16 protein-coding genes and 1 pseudogene are annotated in these 19,591 nt (G+C 71.2%); 8 read left to right on the top strand and 9 right to left on the bottom strand.

Annotated features, from left to right (window positions below):
- Window positions 1-8: 8 nt before the first annotated feature.
- On the top strand, window positions 9-1,403 hold the full coding sequence (locus tag ADK64_RS05875) for an FAD-dependent oxidoreductase (protein ID WP_053656010.1): 1,395 nt from the start codon (window positions 9-11) through the stop codon (window positions 1,401-1,403).
- Here the strand turns inward: ADK64_RS05875 and ADK64_RS05870 are convergent.
- Complete coding sequence (locus ADK64_RS05870; RefSeq protein ID WP_053656008.1) at window positions 1,400-1,675, bottom strand: hypothetical protein; 276 nt, start codon at window positions 1,673-1,675, stop codon at window positions 1,400-1,402. The genes ADK64_RS05875 and ADK64_RS05870 overlap by 4 nt on opposite strands.
- A gap of 118 nt (window positions 1,676-1,793) precedes the next feature.
- On the opposite strand from ADK64_RS05870, the gene ADK64_RS05865 reads away from it, so the two are divergent.
- A complete protein-coding gene (locus tag ADK64_RS05865; RefSeq protein ID WP_053655681.1) occupies window positions 1,794-2,618 on the top strand; it encodes a rhomboid family intramembrane serine protease in 825 nt (274 codons plus the stop codon).
- 1 nt (window position 2,619) lies between these two features.
- On the opposite strand, the gene hemE is transcribed toward ADK64_RS05865, so the two are convergent.
- Window positions 2,620-3,687 (bottom strand): uroporphyrinogen decarboxylase, encoded by a 1,068-nt coding sequence (gene hemE / locus ADK64_RS05860; protein ID WP_053655679.1) that lies wholly within the window; start codon window positions 3,685-3,687, stop codon window positions 2,620-2,622.
- A gap of 98 nt (window positions 3,688-3,785) precedes the next feature.
- On the opposite strand from hemE, the gene ADK64_RS05855 reads away from it, so the two are divergent.
- The 3 genes from ADK64_RS05855 (at window position 3,786) to ADK64_RS05845 (ending at window position 6,826) form a co-directional block, all read left to right on the top strand.
- Window positions 3,786-4,463: a DUF3000 domain-containing protein gene (locus tag ADK64_RS05855; RefSeq protein ID WP_078992503.1), complete on the top strand. Its 678-nt coding sequence runs from the start codon at window positions 3,786-3,788 to the stop codon at window positions 4,461-4,463.
- A 282-nt stretch (window positions 4,464-4,745) separates the two neighbouring features.
- Window positions 4,746-5,402 (top strand): response regulator transcription factor, encoded by a 657-nt coding sequence (locus tag ADK64_RS05850; protein ID WP_053655677.1) that lies wholly within the window; start codon window positions 4,746-4,748, stop codon window positions 5,400-5,402.
- 134 nt (window positions 5,403-5,536) lie between these two features.
- Window positions 5,537-6,826 (top strand): ribonuclease D, encoded by a 1,290-nt coding sequence (locus ADK64_RS05845; RefSeq protein ID WP_053655675.1) that lies wholly within the window; start codon window positions 5,537-5,539, stop codon window positions 6,824-6,826.
- A 34-nt stretch (window positions 6,827-6,860) separates the two neighbouring features.
- On the opposite strand, the pseudogene ADK64_RS46995 reads toward ADK64_RS05845, so the two are convergent.
- Window positions 6,861-7,125: pseudogene (locus tag ADK64_RS46995) on the bottom strand (carbohydrate ABC transporter permease); the annotation flags it as partial.
- A gap of 182 nt (window positions 7,126-7,307) precedes the next feature.
- On the opposite strand from ADK64_RS46995, the gene ADK64_RS05840 reads away from it, so the two are divergent.
- Both ADK64_RS05840 and ADK64_RS05835 read left to right on the top strand, forming a co-directional pair.
- Window positions 7,308-8,525: a thiolase family protein gene (locus ADK64_RS05840; RefSeq protein WP_053655673.1), complete on the top strand. Its 1,218-nt coding sequence runs from the start codon at window positions 7,308-7,310 to the stop codon at window positions 8,523-8,525.
- Window positions 8,522-10,651 (top strand): 3-hydroxyacyl-CoA dehydrogenase NAD-binding domain-containing protein, encoded by a 2,130-nt coding sequence (locus tag ADK64_RS05835; RefSeq protein WP_053655671.1) that lies wholly within the window; start codon window positions 8,522-8,524, stop codon window positions 10,649-10,651. Before ADK64_RS05840 ends, ADK64_RS05835 begins: the two co-directional genes overlap by 4 nt.
- A gap of 52 nt (window positions 10,652-10,703) precedes the next feature.
- On the opposite strand, the gene ADK64_RS05830 is transcribed toward ADK64_RS05835, so the two are convergent.
- The 6 genes from ADK64_RS05830 to ADK64_RS05805 all read right to left on the bottom strand — a co-directional run bounded on the left by ADK64_RS05830 (window position 10,704) and on the right by ADK64_RS05805 (window position 18,572).
- The gene (locus ADK64_RS05830; protein ID WP_053655669.1) at window positions 10,704-11,720 is read right to left on the bottom strand and encodes a hypothetical protein; all 1,017 of its coding nucleotides are present in this window, start codon (window positions 11,718-11,720) and stop codon (window positions 10,704-10,706) included.
- A 63-nt stretch (window positions 11,721-11,783) separates the two neighbouring features.
- Window positions 11,784-12,836: an NlpC/P60 family protein gene (locus ADK64_RS05825; protein WP_053655667.1), complete on the bottom strand. Its 1,053-nt coding sequence runs from the start codon at window positions 12,834-12,836 to the stop codon at window positions 11,784-11,786.
- Window positions 12,837-12,873: 37 nt separating this feature from the next.
- Window positions 12,874-13,356 (bottom strand): poly-gamma-glutamate biosynthesis protein PgsC/CapC, encoded by a 483-nt coding sequence (locus ADK64_RS05820; protein WP_053655665.1) that lies wholly within the window; start codon window positions 13,354-13,356, stop codon window positions 12,874-12,876.
- Window positions 13,353-14,861 (bottom strand): poly-gamma-glutamate synthase PgsB, encoded by a 1,509-nt coding sequence (pgsB, locus tag ADK64_RS05815; protein ID WP_053655663.1) that lies wholly within the window; start codon window positions 14,859-14,861, stop codon window positions 13,353-13,355. The genes ADK64_RS05820 and pgsB overlap by 4 nt, the downstream gene beginning before the upstream one ends.
- Window positions 14,862-14,867: 6 nt before the next feature.
- On the bottom strand, window positions 14,868-17,147 hold the full coding sequence (locus ADK64_RS05810) for a cache and HAMP domain-containing protein (protein ID WP_053655477.1): 2,280 nt from the start codon (window positions 17,145-17,147) through the stop codon (window positions 14,868-14,870).
- Window positions 17,148-17,354: 207 nt separating this feature from the next.
- Complete coding sequence (locus tag ADK64_RS05805; RefSeq protein WP_234384468.1) at window positions 17,355-18,572, bottom strand: CapA family protein; 1,218 nt, start codon at window positions 18,570-18,572, stop codon at window positions 17,355-17,357.
- Window positions 18,573-18,592: 20 nt separating this feature from the next.
- Between ADK64_RS05805 and ADK64_RS05800 the strand changes: the two genes are divergently transcribed.
- Window positions 18,593-19,558 (top strand): hypothetical protein, encoded by a 966-nt coding sequence (locus tag ADK64_RS05800; protein ID WP_053655475.1) that lies wholly within the window; start codon window positions 18,593-18,595, stop codon window positions 19,556-19,558.
- Window positions 19,559-19,591: the final 33 nt, after the last annotated feature.

The following is a 19,591-nucleotide window of genomic DNA, read 5'->3' as shown; positions in this document are numbered from 1 at the left end:
CCATGACCATGACCATGAGCGGTGGGCGCGGCGGCACGGAACGACTGGTCGTGATCGGCGGTGACGCCGCGGGCATGTCCGCGGCGTCGCAGGCACGCCGGCTGAAGGGGCCCGGCGAACTGGAGATCGTGGCCTTCGAACGCGGCCGCTTCACCTCCTTCTCGGCGTGCGGCATCCCGTACTGGGTGGGCGGCGACGTCCCCGAGCGGGACGACCTGATCGCCCGTACTCCCGATGAACACCGCGCGCGGGACATCGATCTGCGGCTGCGCACCGAGGTCACCGCCGTCGACGTGGCCGGGCAGCGGGTACGCGCGCGTGACGTCGATTCCGGCGCGGAGTCCTGGACGCCGTACGACAAGCTCGTCATCGCCACCGGCGCTCGCCCGGTCCGCCCGGACCTGCCCGGCGCGGACGCTCCCGGAGTGCACGGTGTGCAGACCCTGGACGACGGACAGGCCCTGCTGGACTCGCTGGCACGCGCGCGGGGCCGCAGGGCCGTGGTCGTGGGCGCGGGCTACATCGGCGTCGAGATGGCCGAGGCGCTGCTCCGGCGCGGCTTCGGGGTGACGGTCGTCAACCGCGGCAAGGAGCCCATGTCGACGCTCGATGCGGACATGGGCCGGCTGGTGCACCGGGCCATGGCGGGCCTCGGCATCACGATGGTGAACGACGCCGAGGTCACCAAGATCCTCACCGCGCCGGACGGCAGGGTCCGCGCGGTGGCCACACAGGACGCGGAGTACCCCGCGGACCTGGTGGTCCTCGGCATCGGCGTCCGCCCCGACACCGCTCTCGCCCGGGCCGCCGGCCTTCCCCTCGGCACCCACGGCGGCCTGCTCACCGACCTCGCGATGCGGGTGCGCGGCCACGAGAACATCTGGGCGGGCGGCGACTGCGTGGAGGTGCTGAACCTGGTCTCGGGCCAGGAGCAGTACGTCCCGCTGGGCACCCATGCCAACAAGCACGGCCAGGTCATCGGCACCAACGCCGGCGGCGGTTACGCCACCTTCCCGGGCGTGGTCGGCACGGCGGTCAGCAAGGTCTGCGACCTGGAGATCGCCCGCACCGGTCTGCGCGAGAAGGACGCAGACCGCGTCGGACTGCGCTACGAGACCGTCACCATCGAGTCGACCAGCCGCGCCGGCTACTACCCCGGCGCCTCCCCGATGACGGTCAAGATGCTCGCCGAACGCCGCACGGGCCGCCTGCTGGGTGTACAGATCGTCGGCAGGGAGGGCGCGGCGAAGCGGGTGGACATCGCGGCGGTGGCACTGACCGCGCGGATGACGGTGGAGGAGATGACGGCCCTGGACCTGGGCTACGCCCCGCCGTTCTCCCCGGTGTGGGACCCGGTCCTGGTGGCGGCGAGGAAGGCGACGGCGAAGGTGCGGGCGGCCTAGGCCGTCCCGCTGACCGCCGTCCCGCTGATCCGGGGCAGAGAGGCGACGGAAGCGTTGGAGGAGACGACGGCCGGCTGTTCCCCGGCGGGCCTCGCGTGGGTGGCCGAGGGCCGGGCGGACCGAAGCCGACGGCTGACCGCCTCGTCCAGCGTCACCGGCCGCCCCGTCTGCGCGGCGAGCCGTCCGGCCTCCTGGCCGAGCCGCGCGACGTCCTCCCAGGGAAGCCGCACCACCAGGGAGACCTCAGCCTCACCGTCGGGCAGAGCATGCATCGCCGAAACCTGCGGAGCGTTCGTCATCGCCTGTCCTCACGTCGGTTGAGAACAGATACGCACGCGCGTGCGGCGCCGTTCACCGGTTCGCCGGGCGCATCCCGGGCACTACTTCTGTGTGGTCATCCCCGTCCATGACGTGAACCCGGTGCGCCGCACCCCCTGGGTGACGTACGCGCTCATCGCCGCCAACGTCCTGGTGTTCGTCAGCATGCCGGGCACCGCCGGTTCCGCGGCGGGCGGCGGCGAGCTGGCGCGGCTGTGCCATCTCCAGGCCTTCATGGACCACTACGCGGCGGTGCCCAGGGAGCTCATCCACCATCAGATACCCCGGCTGGTGCCGACCGGCGACGTGGGTGTCGGCCCGCACGGGCCCGGCTGTGTGGTGGGACCCCCGTCCTACGACAAGTCCCCGCCCCTGTCGGTGTTCACGGCGATGTTCCTGCACGGCAGCTGGCTGCATCTGCTCGGGAACATGCTCTTCCTGCTGATCTTCGGCAACAACGTCGAGGACCGCATGGGCCACGTCCGGTACTTGTTCTTCTACGTCGTCTGCGGCTACGCGGCCGGATACGGGTTCGCGCTGTTCAACGCCGGCTCGGGCGACCCGCTGATCGGCGCGTCCGGCGCGATCGCCGGAGTGCTCGGCGCCTACATCGTGCTGTGGCCGAGGGCACGGGTGTGGGTCCTCGTGCCGTTCCTGATCTTCCTGCCGCTGCGGCTGCCGGCCTGGCTGGTGCTGGGCTTCTGGTTCGTGCTCCAGGCGGTGTACTCCTCCGGGCACGGTGTCTCCGGCGCCGGCACGGTGGCCTACACGGCGCACGTGGTCGGATTCGTGGCGGGCATGCTGCTCGCCCGGCCGCTCAAGCCCGGCACACCTCCCCCGCCGGAACCGCGCGGCCTGGTGTTCGGCAGGCGGGCGCGGCCCCGTTACACGGCGTGAGTCAGCGCGCGGTCTGCGTGTGGACGTACTCCACGAGCCGGGTCAGGGCGTCCGGGTCGGTGTGCGGCATGACCCCGTGGCCGAGGTTGAAGACGTGGCCCTCAAGGCCGGCGGCCGCGTCCAGCACCTCACGGGCCTTGGTCTCGACCGTGTTCTTGTCGGTGAACAGGACCGTCGGGTCGAAGTTGCCCTGGAGCGCCTTGCCGGGGCCGACGCGGCGGACGGCCTCGTCCAGCGGGACGCGCCAGTCGACGCCGACGACGTCCGCGCCGGCCTCGCCCATGAGCTTCAGCAGCTCACCGGTGCCGACACCGAAGTGGATGCGCGGGACGCCGTACCCGGCGACGGCGTCGAAGACCTTCGCCGAGGCGGGCATGACCGAGCGCCGGTAGTCCGCCGGCGCCAGCGCGCCGGCCCAGGAGTCGAAGAGCTGCACGGCCGAGGCCCCGGCCTCGATCTGGACCTTCAGGAACGTGGCCGTCACGTCGGCGAGCCGGTCGAGCAGGTCGGCCCACAGCTCGGGGTCGCCGTACATCATCGCCTTGGCGTTCTCGTACGTGCGCGAGGGACCGCCCTCGACCAGGTAGCTCGCGAGGGTGAAAGGCGCACCCGCGAAACCGATCAGCGGGGTGGCTCCCAGCTCGCGGGTGAGCAGGCCGATCGCCTCGGTGACGTAGGGGACGTCCTCGGGGGTGAGGTCACGCAGCCGGGCCAGGTCGGCGCGGGTGCGGATCGGCTGCTCGACGACCGGGCCGACGCCGGGCTTGATGTCGAGGTCGATGCCGATGGCCTTGAGCGGGACGACGATGTCGCTGTAGTAGATCGCCGCGTCCACGTTGTGCCGGCGCACCGGCTGCAGCGTGATCTCGGTGACCAGCTCGGGCCGCATGCAGGACTCCAGCATGGGAATGCCCTCGCGGACCTTGCGGTACTCGGGCAGCGAGCGGCCGGCCTGGCGCATGAACCACACGGGGGTGTGCGGCACGGCTTCCCGCCGGCACGCCCTGAGGAAAGCACTGTCGTACGTCGCTGTCGGCTGCTGGCCCGAGGGGCCCACGTTGGCACTCACGACGGCAAGTCTCGCACGGCCGCCGACGCAGAAGTGCCGCAGCCCTCAGGGGGTGTCTTGCCCTGCACGAAGCCGCGCTTCCCCTTACTCTTCCCCGCATGGCTGCGGCTCACGGACGAATGTCGGACAGCGCCGACGGAATGGACGACGTGAAGGACACCGAGGAGGCGGACCGGCACTCCAGTACTGAGGGTCCACCGGCTTTCCGGGCCGCGGTCGAAGCGCTGCGCGACTGCCGGCTGCGGCCGCAGGTCGAGGTGGAGCCGACGCCCGCGCCGCAGCGGCTCGCCCCGTACGCGTACGCGCTGGAGGCGGTGGTGGTCGACGGCGAGCAGGAGCTGGCCGACGGGCGACTGGTGCTGCTGCACGACCCGGCCGGGCACGACGCGTGGCACGGGACGTTCCGGATGGTGACGCTGGTGCGCGCGGAGCTGGAGCCGGAGATGGCGGCCGATCCGCTGCTGCCGGAGGTGTGCTGGTCGTGGCTGACCGGGGCGCTGCAGGCGCACGGGCTCGGCTACGGTGAGCCGAGCGGCACGATCACGCGCGCGAGTTCGCACTACTTCGGCGGTCTCGCCGAGCGGCCGGCCGCCTCGCAGATCGAGATCCGGGCCTCCTGGACGCCCCGCGAGGGTCTCGGCGGCGTGCCGGACACCGCGTCCCACCTTGCCTCCTGGTGCGACCTGCTGGCCCAGGTCGCGGGGCTGCCGCCGGCCGGTCCGGGTGACGCTTCGGTGTTCACGTTGCCGCAGCGCAGGGGGCCGCAGTCGCGGTGAGATGATCGCAAGGTTCCGGGGTGTCCCCCGCATGGACGCCTCGTTGACCATCTCTTTGTCGATACGGCCACTTTCTGGCCTCGAATCGCATCCGCTTGAACCGACTCGATCTTCGGATGATCGATCGCGTGTCCGATTTGCACAGATTGTTACTCACTAGATCGTGATCATTCTCTAAAGGCGGACGAGTTTGCTGCCGAAGACGACTGTGACCTTGAAAGCACGGTTCGTCCCGGCTTCATCCCCACAAGCCGGCCCCGTCCCCCCACCCCAGGAGGCCTGGTGTCCGTTCTCCTCGAGCAGCCCGCAAGCCTGGTCGCCTACCGCCCGAACAAGCCGACCGCCATGGTGGTCGTGGCCGACCCGCGCGTCCGCTCCACCGTCACCCGCCACCTGTGGGCGCTCGGCGTGCGCGATGTCATCGAGGCCTCGTCCATCGCGGAGGCTCGTCCCCGCATCGGCAACCCCCGCGACATCTGCGTCGCCGACGTCCACCTGCCCGACGGCTCCGGCCTGACCCTGCTGTCCGAGACCCGCGCCGCGGGCTGGCCCAACGGGCTGGCGCTGTCCGCCGCCGACGACATCGGCGCGGTCCGCAACGCGCTCGCCGGCGGGGTCAAGGGCTATGTCGTCACCGGCACCCGTACCAACATCGGCCTGCCCAGCCGGCCCGGCGCCGCTCCCCTCGGCGCCGCCCGGATGCACCGCCGCCCCCCGGGTGCCCCGAGCCACCCGGGCGGCTACCGCGAACTGTCCGGCCGCGAGGTCGAGGTCCTGCGCCTGGTCGCGGAGGGCCAGTCCAACAAGGCGATCGGCGTCTCGATGGGCCTGTCCGCCCTGACCGTGAAGAGCCATCTCGCCCGCATCGCCCGCAAGCTGGGCACCGGTGACCGGGCCGGCATGGTGGCCGTCGCCCTGCGCACCGGAATCATCCACTGAGCCGTTCGGAGCAGCGCGGGGTTCTCTCGCACGAGCCGCGCGTGTCCCCGGGCTGACCGGTTTACGACCCTCCCGCGCCCGTCGACGGAACGTTCCGTCGACGGGCGCAGTCCATACACGGATACCCTTGACAGGTGACCGACGCCCAAGACACCGCAGCAGACAGCTCCCTGCGCATCACCGGAGGCACTCCTCCGGACGACGCCGGATCTTCTGTGACGGGGGCGCCGACACCGCTGCTCGAACCCCGCGAGGGCATTCCGCCCGTGATCGCCGACGAGACCGCGCTCGCCGAGGTGATCGCCGCCTTCGCCGCCGGCTCCGGCCCCGTCGCCGTCGACGCCGAGCGCGCCTCCGGATACCGCTACGGCCAGCGCGCCTACTTGGTGCAGCTGCGCCGCGAGGGCGCGGGGACCGCGCTGATCGACCCGGTGGCCTGTTCCGACCTGTCGGGGCTCGGCGAGGCGCTGTCCGGCGTCGAGTGGGTGCTGCACGCCGCCACCCAGGACCTGCCGTGTCTGCGCGAGATAGGCATGATGCCGACCCTGCTGTTCGACACCGAGCTGGCCGGCCGGCTCGCCGGGTTCCCCCGGGTCGGTCTCGGCGCCATGGTCGAGGGCGTCCTCGGCTACGTCCTGGAGAAGGGCCACTCCGCCGTCGACTGGTCGACCCGGCCGCTGCCCGAGCCCTGGCTGCGCTACGCCGCGCTGGACGTGGAACTGCTCGTCGATCTGCGCGACGCCCTGGAGAAGGAGCTGGACCGGCAGGGCAAACTGGAGTGGGCCCTGCAGGAGTTCGACGCGATCGCGACGGCACCGCCCGCCGAGCCGCGCAAGGACCCCTGGCGGCGCACGTCCGGGATGCACAAGGTGCGCAGACGTCGGCAGCTCGGTGTCGTACGGGAGCTGTGGGAGATGCGGGACCGGATCGCCCAGCGGCGGGACGTGTCGCCGGGCAAGGTGCTGAGCGACGCGGCCATCGTCGAGGCCGCGCTCGCTCTGCCGGCCAACGTGCACGCGCTGGCCGCGCTGAACGGGTTCGGGCACCGTACGGGGCGGCGGCAGCTGGAGCAGTGGCAGGCGGCCGTGGATCGGGCCAAGGGCCTTGCCGACAGCGCGCTGCCGCAGCCGGGTCAGCCGGTCACCGGGCCTCCGCCGCCGCGCGCGTGGGCCGACAAGGACCCGGCCGCCGCGGCGCGGTTGTCCGCCGCCCGGGCCGGTGTCTCGGCGCTGGCCGAGCGGCTGAACATGCCTCAGGAGAACCTGGTGTCCCCGGACACCGTGCGGCGCGTCTGCTGGGAGCCGCCGAAGCCCGCCGACGCGGAGGCCGTGGCGGGCGCCCTGGTGGGTCACGGTGCGCGGCCGTGGCAGGTGGAGCAGGTGACGCCGGTACTGGTCGCCGCACTGTCGACGAAGGGCGCCTAGCCTCACCTCGTCGCTCCTCGCAGGAACCCGCTGAAGCGCCGCAGGGGCGGCGGAAGCGGAACAGGGGCGTCGAGATCACGCCAAGATCCTGCGCCGGCATGCGGAGGAAGGGGACGCAGAAGTCGTTGCGGACGGCGATCCCCTTCACGATCACCACCGTGGCGATCGCCGGCAGCGGCAGGACGATCCGCCAGTAGACGGTGGACGCGCGGGCGTCGAAGAGGCCGAAGCTGTCGACGATCCGGAAGGCGGCCGCCGGGGCGGTCCCCCGGGACCAGCGCCGCCGGCAGGAACAGCGCACACGGTGCGGACGCCGGTTGTGACGCCACGCGGATCCACCGCGCCGCCCGGGCTTCGGGTGTGACGTTCACCGCTCCCCCCGGCAGGGCTGTGCAGCTACGTTACTCATAAGTAGCATGGGCCCTGAGCGCGCGCTCAGCGCAACGCAGCAGTGCCATCCCGCATCTGGAGGAGAGCCATCGTGCCTCGTACCGTCAGGGACGTCGTCTTCGTCGACGGCGTCCGCACCCCGTTCGGCAAGGCGGGCCCGAAGGGCATCTACCACGAGACCCGCGCCGACGACCTCGTCGTGAAGGCGATCCGGGAGCTGCTGCGCCGCAACCCCGGTCTGGACCCGAAGAAGATCGACGAGGTCGCCGTCGCCGCGACCACGCAGATCGGTGACCAGGGGCTCACCCTCGGCCGTACGGCCGGCATCCTCGCGGGCCTGCCGCAGTCCGTGCCCGGCTACTCGATCGACCGCATGTGCGCCGGTGCGCTCACGGCCGTCACCAGCACCGCCGGTTCGATCGCCTTCGGTGCCTACGACGCCGTCATCGCCGGTGGCGTGGAGCACATGGGACGCCACCCGATGGGCGAGGGCGTGGACCCGAACCCGCGCTTCGTCTCCGAGAAGCTGGTCGACGAGTCGGCGCTGTTCATGGGCATGACCGCCGAGAACCTGCACGACCGCTACCCGCAGATCACCAAGCAGCGTGCCGACGAGTACGCGGTGCGCTCGCAGGAGAAGGCCGCCAAGGCGTACGCCGACGGCAAGATCCAGCAGGACCTGGTGCCGATCTCGGTGCGTCGTACCAACCCGGAGAGCGGGGAGACCGGCTGGGGTCTGGTCACCGCCGACGAGCCGATGCGCCCGGGGACCACCCTGGAGAACCTGGCCGGTCTGAAGACGCCGTTCCGGGTGCACGGCCGGGTCACCGCCGGTAACGCCGCCGGTCTGAACGACGGTGCGACCGCGTCGATCATCGCCTCCGAGGACTTCGCGCGCGAGAACGACCTGCCGGTCAGGATGCGCCTCGTCTCGTACGCCTTCGCGGGCGTCGAGCCGGAGGTCATGGGCTACGGCCCGATCCCGGCCACCGAGAAGGCCCTCGCCAAGGCGGGCCTGTCGATCGAGGACATCAACCTCTTCGAGATCAACGAGGCCTTCGCCGTCCAGGTCCTGGCCTTCCTCGACCACTACGGCATCGCGGACGACGACGCGCGCGTCAACCAGTACGGCGGCGCCATCGCCTTCGGTCACCCGCTGGCCTCCTCCGGCGTCCGGCTGATGACGCAGCTGGCCCGCCAGTTCGAGGAGCAGCCGCACGTCCGCTACGGCCTGACCACCATGTGCGTCGGCTTCGGCATGGGCGCGACGGTCATCTGGGAGAACCCGCACTTCGAGGGGGACAAGTGAGCACCACCACCGAGCTTCTGAAGCAGGCTTCGGAGCAGTTCCCCGACGAGGTCGTCACCAGTGCGCACGTACGCCACTTCGACCTCCCGCTGGGCGCCGGCCGCTTCGCGCTGATCACGCTGGACAACGGCCTGGACCACACCAAGCCGACCACCTTCGGACCGGCCTCGCTGGCGAACCTCAACGCCGCGATCGACCAGGTCGAGAAGGAGGCGGCCGAGGGCGCGGTCGTCGGCGTCGGCATCACCGGCAAGCCGTTCATCTTCGCGGTCGGCGCCGACCTCAAGGGCGTGGAGATCCTCAAGGAGCACGAGCACGCGCTGGCCATCGCCAAGGGCGGCCACGAGGTCTTCAAGCGCCTGTCGGCCCTCGCCGTGCCGACGTTCGCGTACTACAACGGTGCCGCCATGGGCGGCGGCGTCGAGGTCGGTCTGCACTGCGGCTACCGCACGGTGTCGAAGGCCATCCCGGCGTTCTCCCTGCCCGAGGTCTTCCTCGGTCTGGTCCCGGGCTGGGGCGGCTGCGCACTGCTGCCGAACCTGATCGGCGCCGACAAGGCCGTCTCGGTCATCATCGAGAACAGCCTGAACCAGAACAAGCAGCTCAAGGGCCAGCAGGTCTTCGACCTCGGCATCGCCGACGCGATCTTCGAGGGCGCCGACTTCCTGGAGCAGTCGCTGATCTGGACCGCCCAGGTGCTCAAGGGCGATGTCACGGTCGAGCGAGCGGTGATCGACCGCGGCGAGGCCTGGGACCAGGCCGTCGCCCGGGGCCGCTCCATCGCGGACTCCAAGGTGCACGGTGCCGCTCCGGCCGCCTACCGCGCCCTGGAGATCATCGAGGCCGCGAAGAACGGCGACCTCCAGCAGGGCTTCGACGCCGAGGACCAGGCCCTCGCCGACCTGATCATGGGCGGCGAACTGCGCGCCGGCATCTACGCGTTCAACCTCGTCCAGAAGCGCGGCAAGCGTCCCGCCGGCGCCCCGGACAAGAACCTGGCCCGCCCGGTCACCAAGGTCGGCGTCGTCGGCGCCGGTCTGATGGCCTCCCAGCTCGCGCTGCTGTTCCTGCGCCGCCTGGAGGTGCCGGTCGTGCTGACCGACATCGACCAGGAGCGCGTCGACAAGGGTGTGGGCTACGTCCACGCCGAGATCGACAAGCTGCTCGGCAAGGGCCGGATCAACCAGGACAAGGCCAACCGCCTCAAGGCGCTGGTGAGCGGTGTCCTGGACAAGGCCGAGGGCTTCTCCGACGCGGACTTCGTCATCGAGGCCGTGTTCGAGGAGATCGGTGTCAAGCAGCAGGTGTTCGCGGAGGTCGAGGCGGTCGCCCCGGCGCACGCGATCCTCGCGACCAACACCTCCTCGCTGTCGGTCACCGAGATGGCGTCGAAGCTGAAGCACCCCGAGCGGGTCGTCGGCTTCCACTTCTTCAACCCGGTCGCGATCCTCCCGCTGCTGGAGATCGTCCGCGGCGAGCAGACGGACGACGCCTCGCTCGCGACCGCGTTCGCCGTCGCCAAGAAGCTGAAGAAGACCGCGGTTCTGGTCAAGGACGCCCCGGCGTTCGTCGTGAACCGCATCCTGACCCGCTTCATGGGCGAGATCCAGAACGTCATCGACGAGGGCACCCCGGTCGAGGTCGCCGAGAAGGCCGTCGAGCCGCTCGGTCTGCCGATGTCCCCGCTGGTGCTGCTGGAGCTGGTCGGCCCGGCGATCGGCCTGCACGTCTCGGAGACCCTCAACCGGGCCTTCCCGGACCGCTTCACGGTCTCCCCGAACCTCGCGGCCGTCGTCAAGGCGGGCAAGCGCGGGTTCTACGTCTACGACAGCGGCAAGCCGGAGCTGGACCCGGAGGTCGCCGCGCTGCTCAAGCAGGGCGATGTCGTGCTGACCGAGGAGCAGGTGCGGGCCCGGGTGCTCGACGCGGTGGCGCAGGAGATCGGGCTCATGCTCGACGAGGGTGTCGTCGCCGAGGCCCAGGACATCGACCTGTGCCTGATCACGGGCGCGGGCTGGCCCTTCCACCTGGGCGGCATCACGCCGTACCTGGACCGTGAGGGTGTCTCCGAGCGCGTCAACGGCAAGAAGTTCCTGGCCCCGGGCGTGGCGTCGGTTCCCGCGTAACACCGGTGACAGCAGGAAGGGCCCCCGCGGCGGCGGGGGCCCTTTCGCGTGCTCAGACCCGTTGCCAGGACTGCAGGGCCAGCCCCGGCTCGTCCTTGCGCCGGGTCAGCAGGAGTTGTCCGGTCGACGGGGACAGCGTGGCCGCCACCACCCGCCCGTCCCCGTCCGTCGTGAGCGACACCCGCGCGTCCACCGGCAGTTGCGGCCCCGACTCGGTCCACCAGGCGCCCGCCGACTCCAGCTCGGTCGGGTACGCGGCGAAGGCGACCCGGCCGCTCGCCGAGCGCTGGGCGAGCAGGGTGCAGTCGTGGCCGTCGAGTTCGCAGCGGACAGCCGCTACGGGGCCGTGTCCGGCCGAGGGCAGCACGGTGACCGGCCTGGCGCCGGGGCGCCAGGCGCAGACGTCGCCGTCGGTGCTCGTGTAGAAGAGGGTGGTGTTCTCGGCGGACGTGGCGAGGGCGTACAGGGTGCCGGGGCGGACCGGGGCCGGCGCGGTCTCCCGGAGGACGGGCCGGGCGCCCGGCTCCTCCTGGCGCCAGTGCAGGATCGTGCCGGGCGCGGCGGCGTACAGCTCGACCCGTCCGGACTCCCCCGTCACCGCCGTGAGACCGTCCTGGACGTCCTGGCCCGACAGGTCCCGCCAGGGGTCCCAGCCGCCCTTCTCCTTCTGCGCCAGCAGGCTCACGCCGCCGCCCGCGCCCCGTACGAAGACATGGGCGCGGCCCTGTGCGTCCACCGCGACCGCGGGCGTGCCCGTGCGGTCGCCCTTCTTGTCCGGGTGACCGATCGGGTTCCAGTCCAGGGCGGCGAGGAGCGGGCGGAAGTGGGTGGAGTGCGCCAGGCCCGACTCGCCCTTGACCGTGGGGCGCCAGGAGACCAGATGGGCGTAGCCGTCGGCACCCTGGCCGACGGCCGGCACGGGGTGGAGCTTCTGCTCGCCGCCCACCGGGCGCGGGGTGGTCCAGGGGCCGCCGGGGCGGCGCTCCGCCCGGCACACCACGGCGTCCGCGGACAGCTGGTAGACGGTGAGCCGGCCGTCTCGGCCGCGCAGGAGCCAGTCGCCGTTCACCGGTTCACTCCGTTCCTGGTCCGTGGGCGCCCGGCGCCCGGCCGTGCACCGCGTTCACGGCACTCACAGCCGCTTCGCGCTGCGGAACAGCTTGGCGTAGAAGCCGTTGCCGTCGAGGCGGGAGACACCGCCCCCGTCACCGATGGTGGGCCCGTTCTGCTCCTTGCGGCTGGAGATGAACACCTTGTGGCCCTCGGTGTCCGGGCCGAGGTAGATCGCCGAGTGGTCCATGTGGTTGCCGGTGCGGTGGTCCATCTTGAAGAACAGCAGGTCACCGGGTTGGAGGACATCGATGTTCTTCGGCTGCTCGTACCAGGGGCTCGGGCCCTGGAGTTTGATGACGTCGACGCCCTCCTTGCCGCGTGCCATGCCGTCTGCGGTGCGCGGCAGTCCGTCGCCCTTGTCGTTGGCGGACATCAGCGGATAGCGGGCGCGGTAACCGTAGACGAGCCGCAGATAGCCCGAGCAGTCCACGGAGTGCAGACGGTCGCTGTGCGGGTACATCGTGCTGCCGTCCCGGAAGGTGTACGGGATGCCCAGGTAGTCGTAGAAGTCGGTCTGTTCGTAGCGGTCGACGCCGTCGGGCTTGAGCGGCCCGTAGTAGGCGTGGCCCGCGTACTGCAGGCCCTGGTCGTCCTTCTTCGCCGGCGCGCCCTGGATGTACTGGAAGGCGAACGCGAAGATGTCGTCCTCCTCGCTGCCGTAGTACTGCTTGAACCAGTCCTTGAACCACTGCTGCTTCTCGGAGCCGTTGGTCCAGGTCTCCGGCATCAGGCGGACCCAGTCGTCGGTGACGACCTTGGTGTTGGTGGTGGCCGGTTCGGCGAAGGTCCGCGTCGGGCCCTTGAGGGTGGCGGTGCGGGCGCCGTCGGTGAAGGTGGCGATGACCGCGCCCTTGCCGTCGCGCAGCACCGAGCGGGCCGGGTTGTTCAGCCGCTCCCAGGTCTGCTTTCCGGTTGACTTGCCCGAGTTGTTCAGGTTCTCGGTGATCGTCTGGGCGGCCGGGACCTTCGCCTGCTCGTCCTTGCGCAGTTCGTAGGTGAAGTAGGCGCTGCCCGCGAGCAGCGCCAGGACCGTCGCCGCGTGGACGACGGGGCGGCCTTTGCGCTTCGGCATGGTGGGGGCTCCTGAAGTGCGTCGAATGCGGGCGGGGTCAGGCGGACGGCATGGCGCCCAGGAGGATGCCGGCGGTCAGCACCACATAGGTGGCGAGGGTGACCGAGCCGACGGACAGCAGGGTCGCGCCCTTGGGCTGGCGGACCATCTGATAGCCGATCAGGCCCGGGACGATGAAGCCGAGCGTCTGGTTGGCGTACAGCAGCGGGAACTCCATCTGGAGCACGATGATCACGGTGGCCTGGATGAGCACACCGCTGAGCACGACGGCCGCGAACAGCCGCTTGCCGTAGAGGATCACGAACTTCTGCATCAGCAGCGTGGCGAGGTACGTCAGCACGGTCACGCCGACGACCAGCGCCGCCCGCTGGAGGTCCTCGATGAGGGTGAGCGCGAGCCAGCCCGGCGTGATCATGCCGCCCGGCGACAGGTTGGTCGTCAGGTAGCACATGAGCGAGAACATCAGACCCAGACCGATGCCGATCGCGGCGATCTCGGGGGTGAGGACGGAGGGGATCAACGCTGTTCTCCTGGGCTGTGCCACTGCTGGCTGTCGTCGTCAAAAGGCTGGGGAGGGATACGGGGCTCGAACAGGCCGCGGGGCTGCGGCTGCGGCTGGGTCCAGGTGTCGTGGGCGTACGTCTCGCCGTACGGCGCCCGGCCCGCCTGCTCCGGGTACGGGACGTACGGCTGCTGGGTGTAGCGGGCCTCGTACGCCTCCGGGTAGCCCTGGTACGGGTCGATGCGCGGCGCGTACAGCGGGACGGTCTCGACGTGCTCGACCACGGCCGGTGCCGGGTCCCGCGGGCTCGCCGGGGCGGCGGCCGCGGGCTCCTCGGCGCTCTCGTCCGCGGGCAGTTCGGCGAGGTGCTCCAGCAGGATCTCGCCCTGGCCGTGGATGTTGCCGATCGCGACCAGCGAGGTGTCCGCGCCGAGCTGGTCCAGCAGCTTGGCCATGAACTCCTCGGGGTCGCGCCGGTCACCGCCGAGGTCGACGGCGCGCGAGCGGAACTCGGCGGGGATCGCGTCGATCGCGGACTTGGCCGGGTGACCGATGACGAAGACCCGCTCGGGGTCGAGGTCGGGGATGATCTCGCCCATCTGCCCGTTGCGCTCGACGCGGTCGGGGCGGCAGTTGATGACCACGTTGAGCGGGCGGTGGATGGCGCCGAGGTCGAGCAGCTGGTTGATGTTCATCAGCGTCGACTCGGGGTCGTTGGCCGCGAAGACGTTGGCGAAGCGCAGCTTCTTGCCCCCGGGCGTCCGATAGCGCTCGACGGAGAGGACACCGGGGTCCGGCGGGGCGTCGTACATGCCCTTCAGGGCCGTCTCGCGGTCGACGCCGAGGAGTTCGGCGACCGTCAGCGCGATGGCCACGTTCTCCTTGAAGGTGAACCAGCTGAAGCCGCGCAGCTCCTCGTCGCTGACCGTCTCGGGGTCGGCGTAGACCAGCCGGCAGTTACGGGCGTCCGCCTCCTCCTGGAGGATGTGGAAGCGGTCCTTCTCCGCGGTGACGCAGATGCCGTCCTCGGGCATCGAGCGGCACAGCGAGCGGGCCACGTCGTCCAGGGTGGGGCCCATCTCGGCGAGGTGGTCCTCGCGGACGTTGCACAGCACGCCGATGGTGGAGCGGATCAGCTTGGACTGGTTGATCTCCTGGAGGGCCGGCATGACGGCCATGCACTCGATGACGAGGGCGTCCGGCTTGTACGCGGCGGCGCGCCGCACGATGCCGATCTGCTCGACCACGTTGGCGATGCCGAACTTGCGGTAGACCGGCTCCTCGGTGGCGTCCGGGTGGATGAACCGGGCCGCGGTGCCGGTGGTCTTGGCGACGGTGACCAGGTCGCCGCCGCGCAGCGCGCCCGCGCACAGCCGGGTGATGGACGACTTGCCGCGGATGCCGTTGACCAGGACCCTCGCGGGGATGTGGTCCAGGTTGGTGAAGTGCCGCCGCTGTTCCACGATGCCCGCTATGAGCAGAATCGCGCAGCAGACGAGCAGCACGCTGTAGAGGAAGAGCACGGGTGATCAGTTCCTTGTGTACTGCTGGGGCGTGTTCTGCGGAGCCGGGTGCTGCGGGGGCGGGGTACGACGGGGCTGCTGACGGCGCTGGTCCAGCAGTTGCTGCCGGAGCAGTTCCAGGGAGCGGGTGACGGCGCCGACCTCGTCGTGGTGCTGCGGGAAGAGCACGGTCTTGCGGTCTCCGCCGGCCAGCGCCTCGGCCCGGTCGGCCAGGGTGCGCAGCGGCCGGGCCACCACGATGTGCAGCCAGCCCAGACAGGCGGCGGCCGCGGCGGCGCCGAGCAGGCCGGCGAGTACGGTGCGGTTCTGGGCGTCGTACTCGGGGATGGCGAGGTGGTTGACGGGCTGCCAGCTGACCACGCTCCAGCCGAGCGACTCGGCGGAGCCGCTGCCGGAGAACGGCGCGGCCGCGGCGATCCGCACCCCGTTCTCGCGGTACAGGACGCCGCCGGGGCGCGGCTTCTTGCCGAGCGTCTGGGCGCTGGCCTCGGCCAGGTCCTTCAGATGTTCGTCGGGCAGCGACTGGAAGGCGAGGAAGCCGGTGTTGCCAGCGATGATCTTGTTCCGGTCGTCCACGAGCCGGACCACGCCGAGGCCCGGCCGGGTCAGCAGGGCGTTGAGGAACTCGACGCGGAACTCGCCGACCAGCTGGGCCCCGTCGCGGCCGGGGATCTCGGCGGCGGCGACGACCACGGGCTCCTTGCCGCCGCGGCCCAGCAGCCGCAGGGGCTTGCCGGAGGCGCGGTCGGACTTGATCACCTTCGGGTTCTTGCCCTCGCGGGCCTGGATCGCGCCGGAGGAGTCGACGACGTAGAGGGAGCGGTAGCGCTTGTTCTCGTTGTAGGTGCGTTCCAGCACCGTCCCCATGGCCTCGGGCGAGGTCTTGTCGCCGATCAGGGACGCGACCGACTGCAGGTCGGCGTCGCCCTCGTTGAGCGCGCGGCGCACCCGGTCGCTGAGCGTGTCGGTGCGTTCGCGCTGGTCGCTGACGAGCTGCCGGGGGACGACGGCCGTGCTGTCGGCGCGGTTGAACAGCAGCATCAGCGGTGCGGACCAGGCCAGCAGCAGCACCGCGCAGACCACGAGCAGGGCCCGGGTGCCCACCCGGCGCACACCGCCCGGGCGCGGCGCCGGGCCAAAGGCGTCGGCGCTCTCGCCCAGCAGTTGCCGGCGCAGCCGCTCCAGGGCGTTGCCGATGCGGTGTGCCTCGCCGTAGCCGGGGACGGTGACGGGCCGGGTCAGATCGCCCCGGGTGAGCCGGCGGGACTCCAGGAACAGCCGGATCAGCGGGCGCTGCACGGTGCCCAGCAGCACCGCGACGGCCAGGGCGCCGACGGCGAGCAGGGCGCCGCCCGCGAGCAGGCCGAACGCGGGCGAGTGGGCGCGGGCGGCGGACTCCTCGGTCACCTTGACCATGGCGACCACGGAGAGGCCGAGCCCGGAGGCGGTGGTGGCCGTGCCGGGGTCGGGCGCGGCGAGCGTGGCGTACCCGGCGACGGACCGGTCGCTCAGCAGCATCCCGCCGAGCAGGCTGCCGCTGACGCCCTGATAGCCGCCGCCGGTGCCGGGCTCCTTGCTGCTGCGCGGATCGCGCTGCGCCTGGCGGGCGGTCCGCCGGGCGAAGTCCCCCAGCTGTTTGCGGGAGGCCGTGATGTCCTGCCGGTCGATGCTGTTGCGGGCCGACTCGGGTTCGGCGATGCCGTCGCTGCTGAGGATCGCGCCGGAGGCGTCGACCACGGCGATGGAGCGGAACTGGCCGAGGCTGATGCCGGGGAACTTCAGGTTCCTGGAGGCGACCAGCAGCAGCTGCGGTTTGCCGGGCCAGGTGAGCAGACCGAAGGAGAGCAGGCGCACCTCGCCGTTCTTCAGCCGGACCATGCGCGGGGCCAGTCCGTCCTCGCCGGCGAGGGAGGAGGTGTCCACATCGGTCAACGGCACCGTCTCACCGCGGGCCGCGACCAGCTTGCCGGTGCGGATCTCGACGACGGCGGTGCCCATCCACTTCTGGTAGGTGCTGCCGAGCTTGTCGAGGACGGCGTCGCCGGAGACCGGCTGCCCGGCGCTGAACAGCGCCGCGGAGCGGGTGACGTCGGTGACGGACTCGTCGATGGAGGCGCGCAGCGCGATGGCGCCGTCCTCCGCGAAGTGCTGCTGGGAGGTCAGTACCGCCTTCGGCACCCCGGCGTCGTCGACGCGGCCCAGCACGAGTGCCGTGACGGCGGCGAGCGTCAGCAGGAGTGCCGAAAGAACCGCGATCGGTGGACGAATGCCACCGATCAGCGACATATCGGCTCGGCGGCGGGCCCGGTGATGCCGCGCCGGGGTCGATGACGCCAAGGGACGGTCCTCTCATGAATGCGGTGTGCGGGCGCGCCGCATGGTAAGAGCACGCCCGGAAACCTCAGACATGTAAGGGGATGGTTAAGTTGCAGTAAGTGCGACGTGATCTAGGCAACATTGCTCAAACGTCGGACAAGAGCGGACAAACGCGCTTCAAGGCAACGGGGTGAGCGGCTTCAGGCCGTCCGCGGCCGCGCCCCGGTTCAGCAAGGTGCCCTCGGTGCGCTCGAAGGCGAGGCGCAGCCGGGCCCGCCGGGCGTCCGTCAGGTCGCGGTCGTCGCGCAGCGCCGCCGGGATGTCCAGCAGGCGGTAGTCCCGTACGTCGTCGTCGCCGTAGGCGGCGGTGCCGCCGTCGCGGACGTTCTCGGCGTCCGGCGGGATCGTCAGCAGCGTCGGCTCGTAGCGCGGCTGGACGTCCCAGTGGCCCTTGCCGCGCTCGGTGAACGCGAACCAGGCGATCACACCTTCCTCGGTCAGCCCCGTCGGCACCTCGTGGCGGGCGATCTGGTTGCCGAGCCCGTAGCTGATCCAGGTCCCGTCGACCTTCTCCATCGGCTCCACGACGTGCGCGTGATGGCCGATGACCAGGTTGATGCCGGTGTTCCGCGCGATCTGCCGGGCGAAGGTGAGCTGCGAGGACGACGGCTCCGGGTGGTGCTCGCGACCCCAGTGCAGGGACAGGATCACCACCTCGGCACCGGCCTTGCGGGCCCGCTGCTCGGCGGCCTCGATACGGCCCAGATCCTGCTGGTTGGCGAGCCACGGCTTGTCCTTGGGCAGCGTGTGCGGCTCGTTGAAACCGTAGGCGAACGATATCTGCGCGACCTTGACGCCCTTGACGTCCATGACCAGCGGGGTGAGCGCCTCCTTCTCGGTCCGGGCGGAGCCGGTGTGCTTCAGGCCGGCGGTGTCCAGCGCGTCCAGGGTGCGCTTCACGCCGTCGTACCCGTGGTCGAGAGTGTGGTTGGAGGCGGTGGAGCAGGTGTCGTAACCGACGTCCTTGATCGTCTTCGCGGTCTGCGGCGGCACCTGGAAGTCCGGGAACCCCTCGAAGGGGCCGTTCGCCGGGCCCATCACCGGCTCGAAGTGACAGATCGCCAGGTCCGCCTTGCTGATCACCGGCTTGATGCCGGCCATCATCGGCCCGAAGTCCAGCCCGTCGACCCCCTTGCCGGTGCGCTTCGCGTCCTTGCGCGCCTGGTCGACCAGCTCGGGGTGCATCAGGATGTCCCCGGCGGCCGCGACGGTGAAGGAGCGCCCGCCGCCCTGGGCTCCGGCGTCGTCCGTGAGGAGACCACAGCCGGATACGGCGGCGAGCAGGGAGAGCGGGGTCAGCAGGGACAGCAGGGTCCGGCTACGGCGTCTGTTCACCGGGATATCTTGATACAACCATGAGAGCCCATCGCTCACGCGTCATAACGATCGCAACACTTCTGCTGGTCATCGCTGGTCTCACCGCCGGCCTGACCGCCCTACTGCGCACCACGCACGACGCCCCTGACAGGGCCGCCCGGCCCGCACCGGACGGCGCCGGACGGATCGACCTGGCACGCGCCGTGGCGGACTACACGAGCCGGTTCAGCCCCGACCACGGGTACCGTCGGCCCGGCCGGGCCGACCGCGACGACATCGCCGCGGCGATCGGCCTGCTGCTCGACGGCCACCGGGGACAGGCCGAACAGCGCCTCGCACAGCGGGACTTCACCGTCCGCACCGTCGTCGACCGACCCACCGGACGCCACTACGCCGAGGTGGCCGACCGAACTGACACCGCCGTGACCCCGCGCGGCTGGGGCCGGGTCTACGTCGACCTGGACCACCGCCCGAGCTGGTCGGTCCAGGTCCCGCACCCTGTCTTCGACCGGGGCTCCGAGCAGCTGGGCGTACGGGTGCTGCGCGGCTCCCCCGGGGGTGTTCTGGTGATAGCTGGTGCACATCGCAAAGCCGGAGTGGGCAATTCCGCGGATGTGGCGCACCGCCGGGACACCGTTTTCCACGCGATCTGCGCCGAGCTGGCCCGCCGCGGCCTGCCCGGGATCCAGCTGCACGGCTTCGCCGCCGAATCCGCCCCCGGCTACGACGTCGTCGCCTCCACGGGGGCCGGCACGGCGGGCCGTCCGGAGGGACGCGAGCTGGCCGACGCCCTGGGCGCCCACGGGTTCGAGGTGTGCCGGGCGTGGGTGCGCTCCTGCCCGCTGGAGGGCCGGACGAACATGCAGGGCCGCGTCGCCGACGCCGACCATGTGCCCTTCCTGCACGTCGAGTTCTCCCCCACGGTCCGCGCCGGCGGCCGCCCCGCCGAGCGGGCGGCCGCCGCGATCGGTGACATCACCCGCGGCTGGACGAAGACCGACTGACCGCACGGTCGGGAGCCGGCCCGATGGCAGCGG

Source organism: Streptomyces sp. MMG1121, from assembly GCF_001280015.1.
Lineage (GTDB): Bacteria > Actinomycetota > Actinomycetes > Streptomycetales > Streptomycetaceae > Streptomyces.
Note: the sequence above shows the minus strand (reverse complement) of the source record. Positions and strands in the feature narration are given on the sequence as shown.